The 17,432-nt window shown below is 58.9% G+C and carries 17 protein-coding genes and 1 pseudogene; 7 read left to right on the forward strand and 11 right to left on the reverse strand.

All coding sequences use genetic code 11. The features are described 5' to 3' along the window. Positions 1-12: 12 nt before the first annotated feature. The 3 genes and pseudogenes from ACK83U_RS26085 to ACK83U_RS26095 form a co-directional block, all read right to left on the reverse strand. Entirely contained in the window at positions 13-1,188 is a 1,176-nt protein-coding gene (locus ACK83U_RS26085; RefSeq protein WP_112603340.1) for a dihydrodipicolinate synthase family protein, read from the reverse strand. Positions 1,189-1,200: 12 nt separating this feature from the next. Then, positions 1,201-2,357 (reverse strand): annotated as a pseudogene (locus ACK83U_RS26090) (Gfo/Idh/MocA family protein). A 129-nt stretch (positions 2,358-2,486) separates the two neighbouring features. Next, complete coding sequence (locus ACK83U_RS26095) at positions 2,487-3,194, reverse strand: TetR/AcrR family transcriptional regulator (RefSeq protein ID WP_112337128.1); 708 nt, start codon at positions 3,192-3,194, stop codon at positions 2,487-2,489. Between the two features lie 289 nt (positions 3,195-3,483). Between ACK83U_RS26095 and ACK83U_RS26100 the strand changes: the two genes are divergently transcribed. Then, positions 3,484-4,695, forward strand: coding sequence for a TIGR03862 family flavoprotein (locus ACK83U_RS26100; RefSeq protein WP_112603336.1), 1,212 nt, complete (start codon positions 3,484-3,486; stop codon positions 4,693-4,695). 18 nt (positions 4,696-4,713) lie between these two features. Here ACK83U_RS26100 and ACK83U_RS26105 read toward each other — a convergent pair whose 3' ends face one another. The 3 genes from ACK83U_RS26105 to ACK83U_RS26115 form a co-directional block, all read right to left on the reverse strand. After that, positions 4,714-5,667 (reverse strand): NAD-dependent epimerase/dehydratase family protein, encoded by a 954-nt coding sequence (locus ACK83U_RS26105; RefSeq protein WP_112603334.1) that lies wholly within the window; start codon positions 5,665-5,667, stop codon positions 4,714-4,716. A gap of 144 nt (positions 5,668-5,811) precedes the next feature. After that, entirely contained in the window at positions 5,812-6,576 is a 765-nt protein-coding gene (locus ACK83U_RS26110; RefSeq protein WP_210290346.1) for a phosphodiesterase, read from the reverse strand. 94 nt (positions 6,577-6,670) lie between these two features. After that, positions 6,671-7,057: a VOC family protein gene (locus ACK83U_RS26115; protein ID WP_112603332.1), complete on the reverse strand. Its 387-nt coding sequence runs from the start codon at positions 7,055-7,057 to the stop codon at positions 6,671-6,673. A 25-nt stretch (positions 7,058-7,082) separates the two neighbouring features. Here ACK83U_RS26115 and ACK83U_RS26120 point away from each other — a divergent pair, with 25 nt between their 5' ends. Both ACK83U_RS26120 and ACK83U_RS26125 read left to right on the forward strand, forming a co-directional pair. After that, positions 7,083-7,355 (forward strand): hypothetical protein, encoded by a 273-nt coding sequence (locus ACK83U_RS26120; RefSeq protein ID WP_348648139.1) that lies wholly within the window; start codon positions 7,083-7,085, stop codon positions 7,353-7,355. 122 nt (positions 7,356-7,477) lie between these two features. Next, the gene (locus ACK83U_RS26125) at positions 7,478-8,524 is read left to right on the forward strand and encodes an isopenicillin N synthase family dioxygenase (RefSeq protein ID WP_112603330.1); all 1,047 of its coding nucleotides are present in this window, start codon (positions 7,478-7,480) and stop codon (positions 8,522-8,524) included. A gap of 62 nt (positions 8,525-8,586) precedes the next feature. Here ACK83U_RS26125 and ACK83U_RS26130 read toward each other — a convergent pair whose 3' ends face one another. Both ACK83U_RS26130 and ACK83U_RS26135 read right to left on the reverse strand, forming a co-directional pair. Then, entirely contained in the window at positions 8,587-8,907 is a 321-nt protein-coding gene (locus tag ACK83U_RS26130; protein WP_112603530.1) for a 2Fe-2S iron-sulfur cluster-binding protein, read from the reverse strand. A 29-nt stretch (positions 8,908-8,936) separates the two neighbouring features. Continuing rightward, on the reverse strand, positions 8,937-10,169 hold the full coding sequence (locus ACK83U_RS26135) for a cytochrome P450 (protein ID WP_112603528.1): 1,233 nt from the start codon (positions 10,167-10,169) through the stop codon (positions 8,937-8,939). Between the two features lie 123 nt (positions 10,170-10,292). On the opposite strand from ACK83U_RS26135, the gene ACK83U_RS26140 reads away from it, so the two are divergent. Next, positions 10,293-11,165 carry a helix-turn-helix domain-containing protein gene (locus ACK83U_RS26140; RefSeq protein WP_412474919.1) on the forward strand — a complete coding sequence of 291 codons (873 nt, stop codon included), beginning with the start codon at positions 10,293-10,295 and terminating at the stop codon, positions 11,163-11,165. 156 nt (positions 11,166-11,321) lie between these two features. Then, positions 11,322-12,248, forward strand: coding sequence for a cation transporter (locus ACK83U_RS26145; protein WP_112603328.1), 927 nt, complete (start codon positions 11,322-11,324; stop codon positions 12,246-12,248). 104 nt (positions 12,249-12,352) lie between these two features. Here the strand turns inward: ACK83U_RS26145 and ACK83U_RS26150 are convergent, their stop codons facing one another. From ACK83U_RS26150 to ACK83U_RS26160, 3 genes are all read right to left on the reverse strand, one after another. Further along, a complete protein-coding gene (locus ACK83U_RS26150; RefSeq protein ID WP_348648138.1) occupies positions 12,353-13,519 on the reverse strand; it encodes an acyltransferase in 1,167 nt (388 codons plus the stop codon). Positions 13,520-13,775: 256 nt separating this feature from the next. Beyond that, positions 13,776-15,152: a sensor histidine kinase gene (locus tag ACK83U_RS26155; protein WP_112603524.1), complete on the reverse strand. Its 1,377-nt coding sequence runs from the start codon at positions 15,150-15,152 to the stop codon at positions 13,776-13,778. Continuing rightward, positions 15,152-15,826: a response regulator transcription factor gene (locus tag ACK83U_RS26160; protein ID WP_112603324.1), complete on the reverse strand. Its 675-nt coding sequence runs from the start codon at positions 15,824-15,826 to the stop codon at positions 15,152-15,154. Before ACK83U_RS26160 ends, ACK83U_RS26155 begins: the two co-directional genes overlap by 1 nt. 252 nt (positions 15,827-16,078) lie before the next feature. On the opposite strand from ACK83U_RS26160, the gene ACK83U_RS26165 reads away from it, so the two are divergent. Both ACK83U_RS26165 and ACK83U_RS26170 read left to right on the forward strand, forming a co-directional pair. Beyond that, the gene (locus ACK83U_RS26165; RefSeq protein ID WP_112603322.1) at positions 16,079-16,696 is read left to right on the forward strand and encodes a class I SAM-dependent methyltransferase; all 618 of its coding nucleotides are present in this window, start codon (positions 16,079-16,081) and stop codon (positions 16,694-16,696) included. Further along, on the forward strand, positions 16,693-17,340 hold the full coding sequence (locus ACK83U_RS26170; RefSeq protein ID WP_348648137.1) for a DedA family protein: 648 nt from the start codon (positions 16,693-16,695) through the stop codon (positions 17,338-17,340). Before ACK83U_RS26165 ends, ACK83U_RS26170 begins: the two co-directional genes overlap by 4 nt. The last annotated feature ends 92 nt before the right edge of the window (positions 17,341-17,432 follow it).

Genomic DNA, 17,432 nt, shown 5'->3' on the forward strand with positions numbered 1-17,432 from the left:
GTCCCTTTTCCGCTATTCGATGCCGACGGTGGCAAGGATCGTCTTCATGCGATGGGTCGCCAAATCCGGGTCGCGCAGCACGCGCGCCGCATCCGCCAAACGGAAAAGCTCCGAAAGATGCTGGATCGATCGGGCGCTTTGCTGGCCGCCGAGCATCTGAAAATGGTCCTGGAAACCATTGAGGTAAGCAAGAAAGACGACGCCCGTCTTGTAGAAGCGCGTCGGCGCCTTGAAGATATGGCGCGATAGCGGGACGGTCGGCGCCAGGATCTCGTGGAAGGCGTCGAGGTCGTTCTGAGCGAGCTTTGCGAGCGCCGCACTTGCGGCCGGCGCGACTGCATCGAAGATACCGAGCAAGGCATGCGAATAGCCCTGGTCGTCGCCCGCGATCAGTTCGGCGTAGTTGAAATCGTCGCCGGTATACATCTTGACCGACGGATCCAGCCGCCGGCGCATGACGATTTCCTTCTCTGCCGACAGTAGCGAAATCTTCACGCCATCCACCTTGGCCGCATTCTGGTTGATGATCGCAGTCGCGGTTTCCATGGCCCTCATGTCATCGGACGATCCCCAGTAGCCTGCCAGCGCCGGATCGAACATCGAGCCGAGCCAGTGAATGATGACAGGCTCTTTGACCTGACCAAGGATGCGGTCGTAGACACGGATATAATCATCCGGGCTCTTGGCGGCGGCGGCAAGTGCCCGGCTCGCCATCAGGATGACACGGCCGCCCTGCCCTTCCACATAGGCGATCTGTTCCTCATAGGCGCGAATGACGTCATCGATCGTGACATCGGCGCCGGGCTGCAGATGATCGGTGCCGGCGCCATAGGCGATCACCGCATCCGACCGGCCGCGGGCGGCCGACTGCGCATGCGCAATCAGTTCTTTCGCACCGGTCCAATCGAGCCCCATGCCGCGCTGGGCGGTATCCATCGCCTCCGCCACGCCGAGGCCGAGACCCCAGAGATATTCGCGAAAGGCAATCGTGCGCTCCCAGTCGATATTACGGTCAAGCCAGGGATCGTTATCCGCAAGCGCATCGACCACGACGTGCGCGGCAGCATAGGCCACGCGATTGAAGTGATGACCGCCCGCCGGCTTCACCGGCGCGATCAACGGCTCATTGACGGGCGTGAAGGCGGCAATCGCACCATCTGCCCTGGGCAAGTGAAGACTTCTCTCCATTAGGCCTGCCTCCTAGCGAGCAGAAAGAGAAGGCACGTCGACCCAGCGACGCTCCGCCCAGCTCTTCTGTGCCAGCTCCGCCAGCTGCACGCCCTTGGCGCCCTCGCGCAGCGTGAACTTCCACGGCGCGTCCTCGGCCACATGGCACAGGAACTGTTCCCACTGCGCCTTGAAGCCATTGTCGAAGGCCTGTGTGTCCGGCACTTCTTCCCATGTGTCGAAAAAGTTGATCGGCTGCGGCTGATCGGGGTTCCAGACCGGCTTCGGCGTGTTGACGCGATGCTGCGTCCAGCAGCGCATCAGCCCACAGACGGCCGATCCATGGGTGCCGTCGACCTGGAAAGTGACGAGATCGTCGCGACGGACCCTGACCGCCCACGAGGAATTGATATGCGCGATAATGCCACCCTCGAGCTCGAAAGTGGCGTAGGCCGCATCATCGGCATCGGCGACATAGATGTTGCCGTTCTCGTCGACGCGGCTCGGAATATGCGTCGCGCCGAGGCAGCTGACGGATTTTACTTCGCCGAACAGGTTGTCGAGCACATATCGCCAATGCGGCAGCATATCGAGGATCATGCCGCCGCCATCCCTTTGCGGTAGTTCCAGGACGGACGCTGCGCCTTTACACCCCAGTCACCTTCGAAAACCCAATAGCCGAACTCGCCGCGCACGGAGAGAATCTTGCCGAAGAAGCCGCTGTCGCGCAGCATGGCGATCTTGCGCAGCCCAGGCAGGAACAGCTTGTCCTGAACAACACCGTTCTTGACGCCGCGCCGCTCGGCAGAGGCTGCAACCGAGAGCGCCTCCTCCAGCGTCTCGGAAATCGGCTTTTCGCAATAGACATGCTTTCCGGCGGCAATCGCCTTCTCCAGAAGCTCGACGCGCATCTGTGTCGAACCGGCATCGAAGAAGATCGTATTGCTGGGATCGGCAAGGGCAGCATTGAGATCCGTCGTCGTCTTCGAAAGACCATGCTTGCGGGCGATCGCCTCGATCTTTTCGGCATTGCGGCCAACAAGCAGCGGCTCAGGCATCAGCCGGTCGCCGTTCGACAGAAGAACCCCGCCCTGTTCACGGATCGCCAGAATGGAGCGCACGAGATGCTGGTTATAGCCCATGCGGCCGGTAATGCCGTGCATGATGATGCCGATCGGCTTCGTTGCCATGAGTTTCTTCCTCCCGTAAATAACTATATAGTTACATAACTGACACGGCGAAGCCATGCTGTCAACGGCCATCGTCAATGGCCGCAGCGGCAATCATCCATCGTTGCCGAGCTTGTTACCTTAAGGATTTTAGGGACGCAGATAGGCGAAAATCACGTCGACGATATGCTCGCCCCAGGCATCAATTTCGCTCTTGTCCGAGAGGTTGCGGCGGAAGATCGTGGAAAGCGTCCAGCGGTTCGTCAGGAAAAATGAGCCGAGTGCCGCAATGCTCATATAGATTTTCACCGGATCGCAATCGCTGCGGAATACGCCTGTCGCCGCGCCGCGATCGAGCAGGCCGGAGATCTCGGAAACCAGCGGCGAGTGCAGCTCGAAAATGCGTGCCGAACGCTTCAGGAAGCGGGCCTTATGCATGTTTTCCGTGCTGAGAATCCCCAGAAACTCCGGATGATCCAGAAAATATTGCCAGGTGAAGACGACCAGCTCCCGCATGCCGTCGGCGGGCGAGCGATGCGAGAGATCGAGCCGCGCCTCTGCCGAGCGAATAGCGATATAGCTGCCTTCCAAAACGGCGACGTAGAGCGCATCCTTACCGCCGAAATAGTGATAGAGCATTCGCTTGTTGATTTTCGCCCGTTCGGCGATGGCATCGACGCGGGCTCCGCCATAGCCCCGCTCGGCAAACTCCTTGGTTGCGGCCGCCAGAATAGCCTTGCTGGTGCGTTCCGCATCCCTGAGACGGGGCCGTTCCGAAGCTGTGCGCGAGGGGGTTTGCTCTGCATTCGCAAGGTCTGCACTCTTTGCGCTGCGCTTCACGGTCTTGGCTTCCGACATCATGGCTCCCGGCGGCATTTCATAAGGCTTATGCGGCCCATCCTCACGCCGATAAGTAACCGATCATCGCATAAGTTGACAGCCCCCGGTGAATCAGAGGCGATAGTAACCATATGGTTATATCGATTTAAACGCGGTTGCGGCTGTGATTATGACCCGGAAACAGGAAATTGCCACCGGTGTCGAGCCATCCGAACGAAGGCGCTGATTTGGGCAGTATATGGTGACGATCTTGCTTTCAGGCCCGATCAGGCCTTAGAGAGCAACAGGAAAGTGGCATCGGGCGAGCATGACCAGAAACCAAATCGCAATCATTGGCGGCGGCCCTGCGGGATTGATGGCTGCAGAGACCTTATCGCGGCTGGGCCATCGCATTGTGATCTACGACAGCATGCCGACGGTTGCGCGCAAGTTTCTGCTGGCCGGAAAATCCGGTCTCAACATCACGCATTCGGAAGACTACGGGATCTTTGCCACCCGCTTCGGCGCTGCCTCGTCCCGATTGCGTGCAGCACTGGACGATTTCCAGCCGGATGACGTCAGAGCCTGGGCGGAAGGCCTGGGAACGGAAACCTTCGTCGGCTCGTCCGGCCGCGTCTTCCCGAAAGTCATGAAGGCATCGCCGCTGCTGCGGGCGTGGCTGGCAAGGCTGGAAGCACTCGATGTCAGCATCATGAGGCGGCATCGCTGGTGCGGCTTCGAGAACGGCAGTCTGGTCTTCGAGACGCCAGAGGGGCGCGAACTTGTGCGTCATGACGCCGTTCTGCTCGCGCTCGGTGGGGCAAGCTATGCCCAGCTGGGCTCGGATGCGGCATGGGTCAGCTGGCTTCGGGGCAAAGGCATCGACATCGCCGCGTTTCAACCGGCCAATTGCGGTTTCGACGTCACCTGGAGTGCGACGTTCAGCGAACGCTTTGCCGGGGAACCCCTGAAGGCGGTGACGGCGACATCGCAGGCAGGGACTTTTCCCGGCGAATTCGTCATCTCGAAAACGGGGATCGAGGGCAGTCTGGTCTACGCGCATGCCGCTTCGCTGCGCGATCGGTCGGCAAAAACGGGCGAGGCCTCCCTCATTGTCGATCTGGCGCCCGGACGCGCCGAGGAGCGTTTGGCGCGCGATCTGGCGCGGCAGGATCCCAAGGCCAGTTTCTCCAATCGCCTGCGCAAGGGCGCCGGCATCGAGGGCGTCAAGGCGGGCCTTCTGCGCGAGCTTGCCGAACCCGCAGTTCTCTCGCATGCGGAACCCCTTGCCCGCCTGATCAAGGCTTTGCCGATTCCGTTGCTGAGGCCGAGACCCATCGCCGAGGCCATCTCGTCCGCCGGCGGCATCCGATGGGATGAGCTCGATGAGCGCTATATGTTGAAGAAGCTCCCCGGCATGTTCGCCGCCGGAGAAATGATCGATTGGGAAGCGCCGACCGGCGGCTATCTTCTGACGGCCTGCTTTGCGACCGGGCATGCAGCGGCAAAAGGCATGGATGCCTGGCTCAAGAACCGCTGAGGCTTAAAGCCCGGCCTTTCAGCCGAGCCGGCCGTTCTCCATGAGCCAGGCGACCGCTTCCTGAACGGCCTGTAGCGACGTATAGCGCGGCCGGTATCCGAGTAGCCGTTCGGCCTTGGCGATCGAGCAATTCGGGCTTCGGGCCACATGTTCCCAGGTCGCCTGCGCATCCTCCGCCGATTGGCTTTCCGCCCATTTTTCGTAAGGCAGAAATTCCAGCTTCGGCTCATGTCCGAACCAGCGCGACATGGCCTCTGCATAGCCTTTGAGCGTCAGCGCACCGCTTGAAACCGCGTGGAAAGCCTCTCCCGTCGAAACGCGCCAATTGGCGATAGCACCCATGAACATCTGCGCGACATCATCGGCATGGACATGATGAACCGTCTCCAAGCCGAAATTCGGCAGGACGAGGGTTTCACCGCGCGCCAATGTCGAAAACGCCGACAGGTTGAAATGCCCGGCGGGATTGAGAGGTTCCCACCCGGGACCGACGATATGACCGGGATGGATCAGGGTTGCGGGGAATCCCCTGCGCCGCGCTTCCTCAAGCAGATGCGCTTCGATCGCAGCTTTCTGGATGCCATAATCGCCGAAGGGCCGCTTCGGCGCCTCTTCCGGGGTCGGAACCACGGTCGAAAATCCATGCGTCCAGATCGTGCCCGTATGCAGGAAATGGCCGACATGATCGGTGAGCGCCTCGGTCAGATGCCTTGCGCTGTCGAGCGTGAAGCAGATCATGTCGATGACGATATCCGGCTTCAAGGCACGAATGGCCGGGCCGAAGCTGCCATCCTTCTCCATGGCAGCGCGATCCATCGCCAGCATTTCCACTTCGCTCCATGCCCTGTTCGGCGAATAGGGCTTGGCCTGGCCGCGGCTGATCGCCACCACCTCATGCCCGGCTTCGACCAGCCGCGGCACCAGATAAGTGCCGACATGGCCCGTTGCACCGATAATCACCGTGCGCGTCATGATATCCTCCCAATGGCCGAGATCGAACGCCGGCGGCCACCGACGCTCAAGACGTGATCTGGCCAATGAGAATAGGAGAGCAAGCGGTTTTGTCATCCCCTTCGATGATGCAAAAGGACATTCATCACTGTCTTTGCGGCCATTTCAGACGGAAACATGGCTACTGACAAGACGACCATGCCTCAAATCGTGTATCATCAAGGCGGGTGGGTCCATTGCTGGCGGCGTGCGGGATGCATCGAGCATGAGAGGATTGGCGGGGCACACGGAACCGCATATATGAGCCGGAATGCCAGCAAACAGGCTCGACATGCTGCGATGAACATGACCACTGCAAATCGCGGCCGGCGGTTTGATGCCGCTTGCCAGCAGATCCGCCAAGGCGCGGGTGCCCTTGCACATGACCGCATCCAACACGGAAATACCACAAGGGAACACATGATGATGAGTGAAAAGCAACGACGTGCTGTCCGAGCTACCCGCCAGCGCCTGCCGCAACCAGGAAAGATGTTGTGTGACGTCACCATAGGCTTCGCCATCCACGCAGGTGTCGAGCCCGATTATGAGAGCCCCGCCGTAGGGTTCGATAAAATGCATTGCCGATCGGTCATGCCAATGTTCTGCCTGCGGCATGATCGCCCGCATGACGGCTCGATCATCCGAGTTGCCTGGCAGGATCAATGATCGACAGGCAAGACGATGTAGCGAAGCCGATATGAGGCCATAGCCCTCGGGCCAATTCCCGTCGATCAGATCACCCGATACCACCAGCAAATCCGGTTGAAGGACCGCTAACCATGACATAACACGGTCGAGTCGCGCTATGCTATCATTCGTGGGGCTAGCATGAATGTCGCTGATTTGGGCGATAAGCATAAGATCCGTTTCATTATGATGTGCATAGACCATACATTGTCTTGGTTTCACGCGCAGCTAAAACGGCTCAATGGCAGAACATGCTGCGATCGCGTTCCCCTCTTGCATCAGCTAACGGTAGCAAAGATCAACCGCCCATCATGTCCAACTGCGGCTCGCCGATCTCCACTGCATGGCCGTCCGGATCGTAGAAACGGAATACGCGCTGCCCCCATTCCTGCCTCTCGATCGGATGAATGAGATCGACATGCGGCGCTATCGCTTCGAATGCCGCATCGACGTCCTCATGTTCGAAATAGAGAAGGATATTTCGCCGCCCATAGGGCCCGGATGCTTCGCCGTTCGCGCCCCAGACCGTTTTCTCCAGCGACTTTCCGTCATGGATCGCAAAGCCGGTCTCGAACAGCACGAAGTTGCCGAAGTCGTGCAGGATCCTGAGGCCCAGCAGATCGCCATAGAACGCCTTCGAGCGCCCGATATCACTGACAAAGGGGATTGGATTTACGAAACGCATCGCCAGGACCCGATTGGATTAGAAAATGGGGCAGGAAGAAACAACCTTTAAACTGCTTTGCTATATCCCGGAACCGGATGCCGATATCCGGCACATGATTTTCCATTCGCCGCATAATCGGAGGCCATCCATGGCAGAAGCCGCACGAACCATGATCGTTATGGATTCAGGAATATCCCGCTTTCAATTGCGTGCCGGCGTATTGATCCGCTCCAACGACCATATCCTCGCGAGAACGACGGCTGTAAAAACCATTCCAAAAGATCAGCGATCTTTGAGATTATCTTCTTTGCCTTAGTAACGAAGGGCTTCTAGCCTCGTCTCAACCCATAAGGGCGATTTGCGTCATCACGGCTCGGACACGGCAGGCGATGGCATCACGACCCGAGAACAAAGACGAGCTTGAAAGAGGAAACCTCATTGACCTCCCATACCGCGCCGACCGGCTCCGATACATCACTGCCCACGCTCGATCTCCAGCGCTTCTACGCCTCGTCCTCGGAACGCCGGGCATTCGTCGCGGAGCTTCGCAAAGTGCTCTACGACCATGGTTTCTTCTATCTAACCGGCCACGGCGTCGACCCCAAGCTCATTGCCGATGTCGTTGCGACGGCGAAGCGTTTCTTTGCATTGCCGCTTGAAGAAAAGCTCAAGATCGAGATGGTGAAATCGCCCCACTTCCGTGGCTACAACCGCGCCGGACAAGAGCGTACCCGCGGCGAACAGGATTGGCGCGAGCAGCTCGACATCAACACCGAAAGCGCACCCTTCGAAATCGGCCCTGATACGCCAGCATGGCGGCGGCTGCAGGGGCCGAACCAGTGGCCGGAAGCTTTGCCGGAACTCAAGCCGCTGCTGCTTGCCTATCAGGCAGAGGTGACGCGCATCGGCATCGATATTCTGAAGGCGATCGCAGCGGCTATCGGCCAAGCGGAAAACGTTTTCGCCGATATCTATGAGCCGCAGGCCTCGCAGCTTCTGAAGATCATCCGCTATCCCGGCCGCGATGTCGCCGAAACGGATCAGGGCGTCGGCGCTCACAAGGATGGCGGCTTCGTCACCGTGCTGTTGCAGGACACCGTGCCCGGTCTGCGGGTGCGCACGGAAGACGGCGTCTGGATCGATGCGCCACCGGTTCCGGGCACCTTCGTCATCAATACCGGCGAATTGCTCGAGCTTGCGACAAACGGCTTCGTGCGCGCCGATGTGCATGACGTCGTCGCACCGCCTGCCGGTGTCGAGCGCTTCTCCGTCGCCTTCTTTCTTGGCTCCCGGCCTGATGCGACGATCCCCGTCATCGAACTGCCGGAAGAGTTGAAGCGATCGGAGCGCGGCATCTCGCTTGATCCCCTGAACCCGATCTTCCGCGAAGTCGGCCAGAACCAGCTGAAGAGCCGACTACGCTCCCATCCGGATGTGGCCCGCGCTCACTATGCCGATATCTTGGCATCGGAACAGTCGGTTTAGGCCGGATCCATCAAGATCGAGGTGAGGTCGCTATATCGGCCACCTCCTCTCGAAGCTAGTTCCTAGTGCTGGCTATCGGGCACGATGACCCGCATGCCGTCGACGACACTGCTTGCGAGGATTTGACAGCTCAAGCGGCTGTTCGGCATCGGCTCCATCACGAATTCGATCATCATCGCCTCCTCCTCGGAAGGCGATGGCAGACGATCGAGATGAGGCTGCTCGATGTAGCAGTGACAAGTGCCGCAGGCCAAGGCGCCGCCGCATTGCGCCACGATGCCGTCGATGCCGCTCCTGACGGCGACGGCCATCAGCGTCTCGCCCTCCTGTGCCTGGACGCGCGTCTCGCGGCCGGCGGAATCGATGAACACGATTTCACACATTGCATTCTCCATATTTTCGGCAAATCCGCTCATGCGGCGATGAGGCGAATGTCCAGGCGTTTCGGTCCGCGCACCGACAGCCCGCGCTTGTAGGCGGGATTGTCGTCCAGCAGTTCGATCGAGCGAGTGCGCTGCAGAAGCGTCGAGAAAATGATCTCCATATCCAGCCGGGCCAGATGATTGCCCAGACAGAAATGCGCGCCGCCGCCAAACGCCAGATGGCGATTGGGCGTGCGCCCGACGTCGAACTCGTCGGGCGACTCGAATTGTTCGGGATCGCGATTGGCCGCGCCATAGAGCAGACCGATCTTCGTACCCTTTGGCAACAGCTTGCCGGCAATCGTCCTTTCCTCGGTCAGATAGCGATGGAAGAATGGCAGCGGCGACTCGAAACGAAACATTTCCTGAATGGCGGTCGACATCACCGTCGGGGTTTCGCGCAGCTTTTTCAAAGCCTCGGGATATTGTAGCAAAGCATGCATGCCGCTGCCCAGCACATCGATCGTCGAGCCATGCCCGGCCATGAGGATTAGCATGCAAGTGGAAACGAGTTCGTCTTCGGTAAGCTCTCCGGCGGCATGCGCCTCGGTCAGCCGACAGAGAAGATCGTCGCGCGGCGTGCTTAAGCGCTCGGTAATGAGTTCCTTGAGAAGTTCGTAAAACTCCGTCGTCGCACGTTCGGCGATCGCCTTGCGCTCCGCGCTGCGATCGACGTCGAAATATTGCACGACGTCTTCCGACCACTTGCGCAGTTGGCCGGCATATTCCTCCGGCACGCCCAGCACCGAACCGATAATGTGGCCCGGAACCTGCGAAGCAAGATCCTCGACGAAATCGATCGTACCTGCCTGCAGGAGACGGTCGAGCAGACGGTCGACGAAATCCTGTATCATGCCGCGCTGGCGCGCGACGAGCGCAGGCGTAAATTCACGAAAGACCTTGCGGCGCAGACGGTCGTGGGTTTCGCCATCGGAATCCAGCAGGCTGAATTGCACGAAACGGGAATGGTTCGGCATGTCATGCCAGTTCTGCCGAACCTTCTGCTCCCGTATTTCCTCCGGTGAGAGAAAGAATTCGAGAGATCGCACGAGCGTCTTGTCGGCGGCAGCGGCAGCCACATCCTGATAGCGCGACAGCAGCCATATGTCGAACTGCTCATAGTAGACCGGACCCGGGCTGGCGCGCAGCACGCGGTAAGACGCATAAGGATCGTCCGTAAACGCCTGCGAGAGCGGATCGAATGCTGGAGTTGCCATCGGCATGATGAGGACCTCATCCAATCTGGTTCATCGGCCATAGAATACAGCGTCAAACGACGAAAGGACATGGATGCGAGCCGCAGCCATATGGATAAAACTCTCATTCCGAAATAGAATTAAGTCGCTATGACCCATGAAGCAATTTTACCAGAGACCCTCCCTCTCGACGACGTCTTCTTTCAGACTCCGGGCAAGTTGTCTCGGGCGTTCCCTTACACGCTTCTCGCCGCCGGGCGCCGGGTTTGCACGCCTGCTGAAATGCCGATCGCCCATCGCTTCAACCATCACACCCTGATCCTTACTCTCAGTGGAAAAGGCCTGCTGCAGGTCAATGAGGTTTCGAGCTTGCTGCATGAGAGGACGATCGCTTGGCTCGATTCCTCGATGCTTTATTCGCATCGCTGCGAGCCGCGCCATTCGCACTGGTCCTACCTATGGCTGGGTTTCGTCGGATATGGGCTCGATACCCTGTTCGACAGTCTCGGCGTGATCGGCAATCCGATCTTCGACACGGTCAACACCCGCGATCCAAAGGCGCTGTTCGAAGGCATTCTGCAAGAAGTAGAGACGGGTGGCTTTCTTGCTGACAACAGATGCTTTGCCCTGCTGGCACAGTTGATTTCATTCCTTGTATCCGAGCGCGCCGAAAGCAGCGAACTCAGCGCCTCCGTACAACGATTGCAACGGGTTATGGAATTGGTCCGCGCCGACCTGACACGCCCCTGGGCGATAGAAGATCTCGCGACCGCCGCGAATCTGAGCCAGGCGCAATTGTTCCGCCGCTTTCGCCAGAGAATGGGAACAACGCCTCTGGATTGGCTGCGCCATGAGCGTGTGAATGCCGCAAAGCCGTTGCTGGTCGTAACGGACGAGCAGATCAGCCGGATAGCCGCCCGATGCGGCTACCCCGACCCCTTTCACTTTGCCCGCGACTTCAAGAAGCTGGTCGGCGTCACTCCCAGCGAGTTTAGGCGGCAAGGGCAAAGCGCGAGGCCATAGAGGCATGAGAGATCAAATACCGCTCGGTTTCTGAGCCAAGGGCTCCTCGACATAGCTAACCCGATTGGCGCGGCGCATATGACGGGCTAAGAGTTGCGACAGCTCACACCCGCGTCTTTCCGAAACGAACGCCGCGCCCTAACCAGGGATTGAAAAATGACGACCGAACAAAGCGTTCTGCGCATTTCCATTATCGTGACGTTCGTTCTCGCCGTCGCCGGTATTGTCTTCGGCCTTCTCTCCGGCTCCTACGCAATCGTCTTCGATGGCATCTACGCACTGACGGATGCGAGCATGACGATCGTTGCGCTGGTCGTTTCCAATCTGATCATATCTTCGGCGGCAAACACAACCGCCGCCGGCAAATTCGCCAAGCATTTCACCATGGGTTTCTGGCATCTCGAGCCCATGGTACTCGGCCTCAATGGCGTGCTGCTGACGGGAGCAGCAGTCTATGCCTTGATCAACGCCGTCGGCAGCATCATGAGCGGCGGACGGCATCTTTCTTTCGATCAGGCCATCATCTATGCCGTCCTGACCATGATCATCGCCTTCCTGATGGCCGCCTATGCCACGCGAGCGAACAAGACCATCGGATCCAACTTCATTGCACTGGATGCCAAGGCCTGGGTGATGACCGGCAGCCTCAGCGCCGCATTGCTCCTCGCCTTCATCTTCGGCTTCTTCATCCAAGGAACGAAGCTGCAGTGGATGTCGCCCTATGTCGATCCGGTCGCCCTGGCTCTCGTCTGCCTTATCGTCATTCCCATGCCGGTCGGAACGATCAAGCAGGCATTTGCCGATATCCTGCTCGTGACGCCCGCGGATCTGCGGGACCATGTCGACCGCGTAGCGGCTGAGATCGTTCAACGCTACAATTTCCTGTCCTACCGCTCCTATGTCGCGCGCGTCGGCCGCGGCAGGCAGATCGAGCTTTACTTCATCGTGCCGCCGGATGGACCAGCGAAGAAGCTGGAGGAATGGGACCATATCCGTGACGAGATCGGCGAAGCGATCGGTGGCGAAGGCCCGGACCGCTGGCTGACGATTGCATTTACGACCGATCCGGAATGGGCCGATTAAGCGCCGCCGCACCCGCCAGTCGACCGATACTACAGAGCGAAGATCGACCTAGCCGCGATGCACAAAATGCCGAGGCAATTTGGCAATAGCACCCGCTAAAAAGATCAGGCGCTCTCAGTATCAGCTCGCGAAAGAGGAGCGGCCGCTGTCTGCTTGCTCCGTGGAGAGCGAAGCGCGAGGCCCTGAACGCGGCTCGTAAGCGGCCTCTCGACATATCTGAAAAGCGCCTTGGCAAACATGGCGGCGACAAGCGTCGCAAAAACGACGAACAGTCCGAGAGGAAGCCCTGCCCCGATCACTTTCTCCCATATCGCGCGCAGCGGCCGTAGGATGAAGGGATGGACAAGGTAGAGACTATAGGAGGCGTCCCCGAGCGCGACACCCCAAAGGACGGGCCGCCTTTGAGGCAGGACGGGGCCGATCGCGGCCGCCAGAACGAACAAAGCCGCAGGCACACCGCTTCGCAGGAATTGCGGCAGGTCCGCATCGTTCCAAAGAGTCGAGACATGCACGAAGCCAAGGAGCCCGATGGCTGCCAGCCCAAGTGCCCAGCCGCCGCCGATCCTTGCTCCACTGCGGAAAATCAGCGCGACATAGACTCCGAAGAGGAACTCCAGAATGATCGGGTTCGTCCAGAACACTATCTGCACATGCTGGGGATCGATGAGCCTTCCGACGAGCGCCATTCCGAACATGAGAACCGACAGCCATAAGACGCCCAATCGTATCGGCAGCAGAAGTGCGGCGGCGAAAAAGACGTAAAACAGCATCTCGTAGTTCAGCGTCCAGCCGAGGGCGAGCACCGGCCTGATCTCATCGACGCCGCGCCCGGATGGAATGAAGAAATAGGATGCCAGGACATGGGATAGGGAACCGATAGGAACGGCAAGAAGCGAGGGGGCTGCAAGCGCGCCAAGCAACATGACGCTCGTCAGCAGCCAATAAAGCGGGATCACACGTGCGCAGCGCCGCAGGAAGAAGCGGAGCGAAGCGCCGCTCTTGCCGAATTCCGACGCGGTCGTGTGGGTCATGATGAAGCCGGAGAGGACGAAGAATATATCGACGCCGAAACCGAGATTCCATGCGGAGCCATCGACCACTGCACGTCCTGTTGCTGCCGCCAGCATGCCCGTCTCGTGCAAGCCATGGGCAACAACCACGGAAGAGGCGGCGAGCGCACGCAATACCTGGAGATTCACGAGCGTGTGGGTGGATTTGCTGGCAGCTCGGCCCGCATCCTCACTCTCAAGTATTTTTCTATAAAACCTCACCGGAAATCTCGGCAAATATCGTCTTGGATCCCGCATTTTCTATCCAAAACGATATAACAACTCGTCGCCGCCTGCATAATTGCGCAGCGCTGCTTTAAATTATAGTTATTCTTCAGTTAAGCTTGCAGACGCTGGCGCCGGTGCCGAACCAGCCATGTTTCCTGACCTTACCCGATCCTCCCGGAAGAAGGGGGCGTCGATGCTATTGGTTGTGCCTTTAGAGAGGCTTGATCGTAAATCATTTGCTGACCAACCCTCAGGCCGGTCGCGCAACGCGATCGGCAACCCGATCCGAGGGAAACGACATTCTCAAGCAGGCACCTTTGGAGCCGGCATTAATTACCGCGATGCTGCCGCCATGGATCTGCATAATCTCCTGAACCAGATTGAGTCCCAGTCCGGCGCCACGGCCATCAGGTGAGAGGCGATTGAACGGTTCAAAAATATGCTCATGTTCGTCCCTCGCAATGCCGTTGCCCTCGTCACAGACTTCGATGGAGCCGCCTTTGGCGACACGCACGGTAATCGTTCCTTGGCGTCCACCATGGTCTATGGCGTTTTGAACTAGATTCGTCAGTGCTCGTTCCAATGATGTCTGATCGCCCGTCACTACTATCTCATCGCATTCCCGCTCGAAGGCGACCTCATAACCGGCACCAAGTGCCAGCGGGCCAAGGTCGAACAGCACTTGCTTGGCCATCGCGACCAGATTCACCGGCAGGAAATGGTTCCGCTTCTGGTCGAGGCGCTGGAGGTCGAGAAGTTGACCGGCGAGTGTCGTCAGCCGGGCCGCGTCTTCCAGTAGGTCGCGTTTGTCAGTGCCGGCGGGGAGTGCGGAAACACGCGCGTTCAGGATGGCAATTGGCGTTCGCAGTTCATGGGCTGCCTGGGCTAGAAAATGCTGATGACGCTCGTAGCCCGCATCAAGGCGGCGTAGCGCATCGTTGACCGCACAGACAAGTCCGCTGATTTCGATGGGCACATCGCTCTCCTGCAGCCGGACGCCACGCTTGTCGAATTCGATGTGGATGGCTTGCGCTGCAGTCCGAGCTAGACCGGTGAGCGCCCGGCGGACCACCAGTGGAGTGGCCAGCGACGTCGCTAGCGCCATCAACACGATGATTGGCAGTATCACCAAGATGAACCCGCCTGAAATACCCTTTGCAAGCCGCCGCGCGGACATCCTCCCTTTCGTACCCGTCAGAATCTGGACCCTCCCGGCAGGGCTTTCGACCCATTTGATCACCGCATCAGGTTTTCCGGCCAATTCCGGCCGGTCGCTCAGCCGGGCGTCGCTGAGTTGGCCGAGCACTGCGACCAGCGGTAAATAGGCGATAGGAATGTTGCCTGCTTGCAGCCGGTGCCCCTCCGGGTCGCGGATCGTGAACCACAGATCCGGTGCGTTGGCGCGAAGATGAACGAGATCCGGCGTTTCTCGCAGCACCAATCCACCAGCTGCGTCGCGCTCTGTCGCTTCGGCCAACACATCGAGGCTGCCGCCTTCATAGTCGTTAATCAGGTAGCCGGTACTCCAGACCGTTGCAATAACCATGAGAAGGACAACCGCAATCATGCCCGCCTGCAGTGTCACCAGCCTGCTGACGAGCAACCATTTCAGCGAAGGCTGTCGCATCATGCCGTCTCGCGAATGAGATAGCCGACGCCGCGGATGCCGTCGATGGTGATGCCGGCCTGTGCATCGGCGAGTTTGCGACGAACGCGTGAAATATGGGTATCAAGTGCATTTGACTCGATTTCGTCGTTCATGCCGAAGACGGCTTCCATCAAAGTTTCCCGCAGTACCATGCGACCCATACGCCGCATCAGCGCTTCAAGCACCAGCAATTCCCGGCGCGGCATGCGCAGGTGGGCGCCTTGTACATTTGCTTCACGATGGACGAAATCGAATGACATGCGACCGAGACTGATGATGTCGGGTTGCAGATGAACTGGACGGCGCAAGATTGCCCGCAAACGGGCCAGAAGCTCGTCGAAGGCAAAGGGTTTGCCGAGATAGTCGTCCGCGCCGCTGTCCAGTCCGGCGATCCGGTCAGCCAGGTCACTCTTCGCGGTCAGCACCAGTACAGGCACGACGTTGCCCCTGACGCGCAGCAACTTGACCAGCGAAAGGCCATCTCCATCCGGCAGCCGACGGTCCAGCACAACGACGTCATAGATATCGCCGTGAAGGGCGGCTTCTGCCTCCGACAGGCTCGCTACGTCGTCCACAACCATGCCATGGCGAACCAACCCGTTGCGCAGAACAAGAGCCATTGGGCGCTCGTCTTCGACCAAAAGCACACGCATTCAATAAACTCCATCCTCGCCGCATCGATAGGGCAAATGCTAGCATCGTTGCGTTGAGATAACCTTGCAAAGATCGCCCTCGTTTCCGGCGTTGAAAAGCACGTGCGGTTTTTTTGAAGTCCATCAACATGACAGGTTCTCTCAATCTGGGTGTGTAAGACCTCGCTTGCTCATCTCCAGAGGACGAACCAATCCTCGTTATCCCTAACCGCCTAGCGGCCGGTCGTCATTCCCCAATCGAGGACGTTCGTCATGTATATCACTAATGCCACCTCGTTCCTTCTTGCCTGGCTTCGTGACCCGCGCGCCATTTCGGCGATTACCCCATCAGGCCGGCGCATCTCGGCTTTAATAACCCAAGGTATTGGGACAACCACCGGCCCGGTTATGGAACTGGGGCCTGGCACCGGCTCTTTCACTTATTCGCTCCTAGAGCGCGGCGTGCGTGAGAGCGATCTCACGTTAGTTGAGCTTAACGCCGATTTTGCCGAACTTTTGCAAAAGCGCTTCCCCAAGGCGCGCGTGCTTCGTTTGGACGCAACGCGGATCGGCATGACGGATCTGTTTAAAGGCACCTCATTCGGTGCGGTCGTCAGCGGATTGGGTTTTCGTGCCATGCGGTCGCGCGAAATCCGCGCTATTCTGGGCGAGGCCTTCAAAAATCTCAGACCCGGTGGCGCATTTCATCAAATTACCTACGGCCGACACTGTCCAGTTCCGGATCAGGTTCTGGGTCACTTGAAACTCAGGGAAGCACGCATCGGCGGAACGATCTGGAACCTGCCGCCGGCTTCCGTCTACCGGATCTCCAGGGCGGCGGATTGCAAAGTCCCGAAACATCCCGAGCCGACTGGGTTGCAACCCGCGTGACGGCTCAGGAACTGGTGACGCTAGCTCCCGGCACCGTCACGCTATTCACGAGCTTTGGCCTGGCTGGCATTTTCTGTCTCGCCGTCATGGAGAAATTTGTCCCACTTTTTCCATCCTATATCCTTCTCATGCTTCTCGGCTTGACGATGCCGGACCTTCTTGCGCTTGCCTTGTCCATTGGCGCGGTGACGGCTGGTTCCGTCATCGGCGGGCTTGGCTGGTATGGTATTGGTTGGGTATTCGGGCCGCGAAGAGTGCGTCGGGTTGTGGCTCGCTATGGCGGATACCTGTTGCTAAAGCTATCCTTCTACGATCGGCTGGCCGGTACCTACCGCCGCAACCATTTCTGGGTAACGCTGTCTGGTCAGATCATTCCCGCGGTCAGGATCTATCTGGCGCTGCCGGCGGGCGCTTTGCGGCTTGACCCTAGAACCTTCCTGGCGGCGACCTCGCTGGGATGCTTGATGTGGAATGGGCCCTTCCTGTGTCTCGGCTATGCCCTGCGCAGCAGCGGAAGAGACGTAACACAGATCGGCTTGTGGGCCGCCATGGCGATCATTGCGGCTGAGGGAGTAGCCTTGTTCGTCGTGAGCGTCAGGAGCAGGACTGTGAAAGGCCGAACGCGGACGGGCTTGCCGCCCTGACCGACTGATATTCCCTTAGCGCTAGATGATTTTCGGTCGAACGATCCAAAATCTGAATCCGCTATGGGAATCGAACAGATGGAGCATGATAT

Origin of the sequence: Rhizobium sp. WW22 (assembly GCF_047041135.1) — a bacterium.
Taxonomy (GTDB): domain Bacteria; phylum Pseudomonadota; class Alphaproteobacteria; order Rhizobiales; family Rhizobiaceae; genus Rhizobium.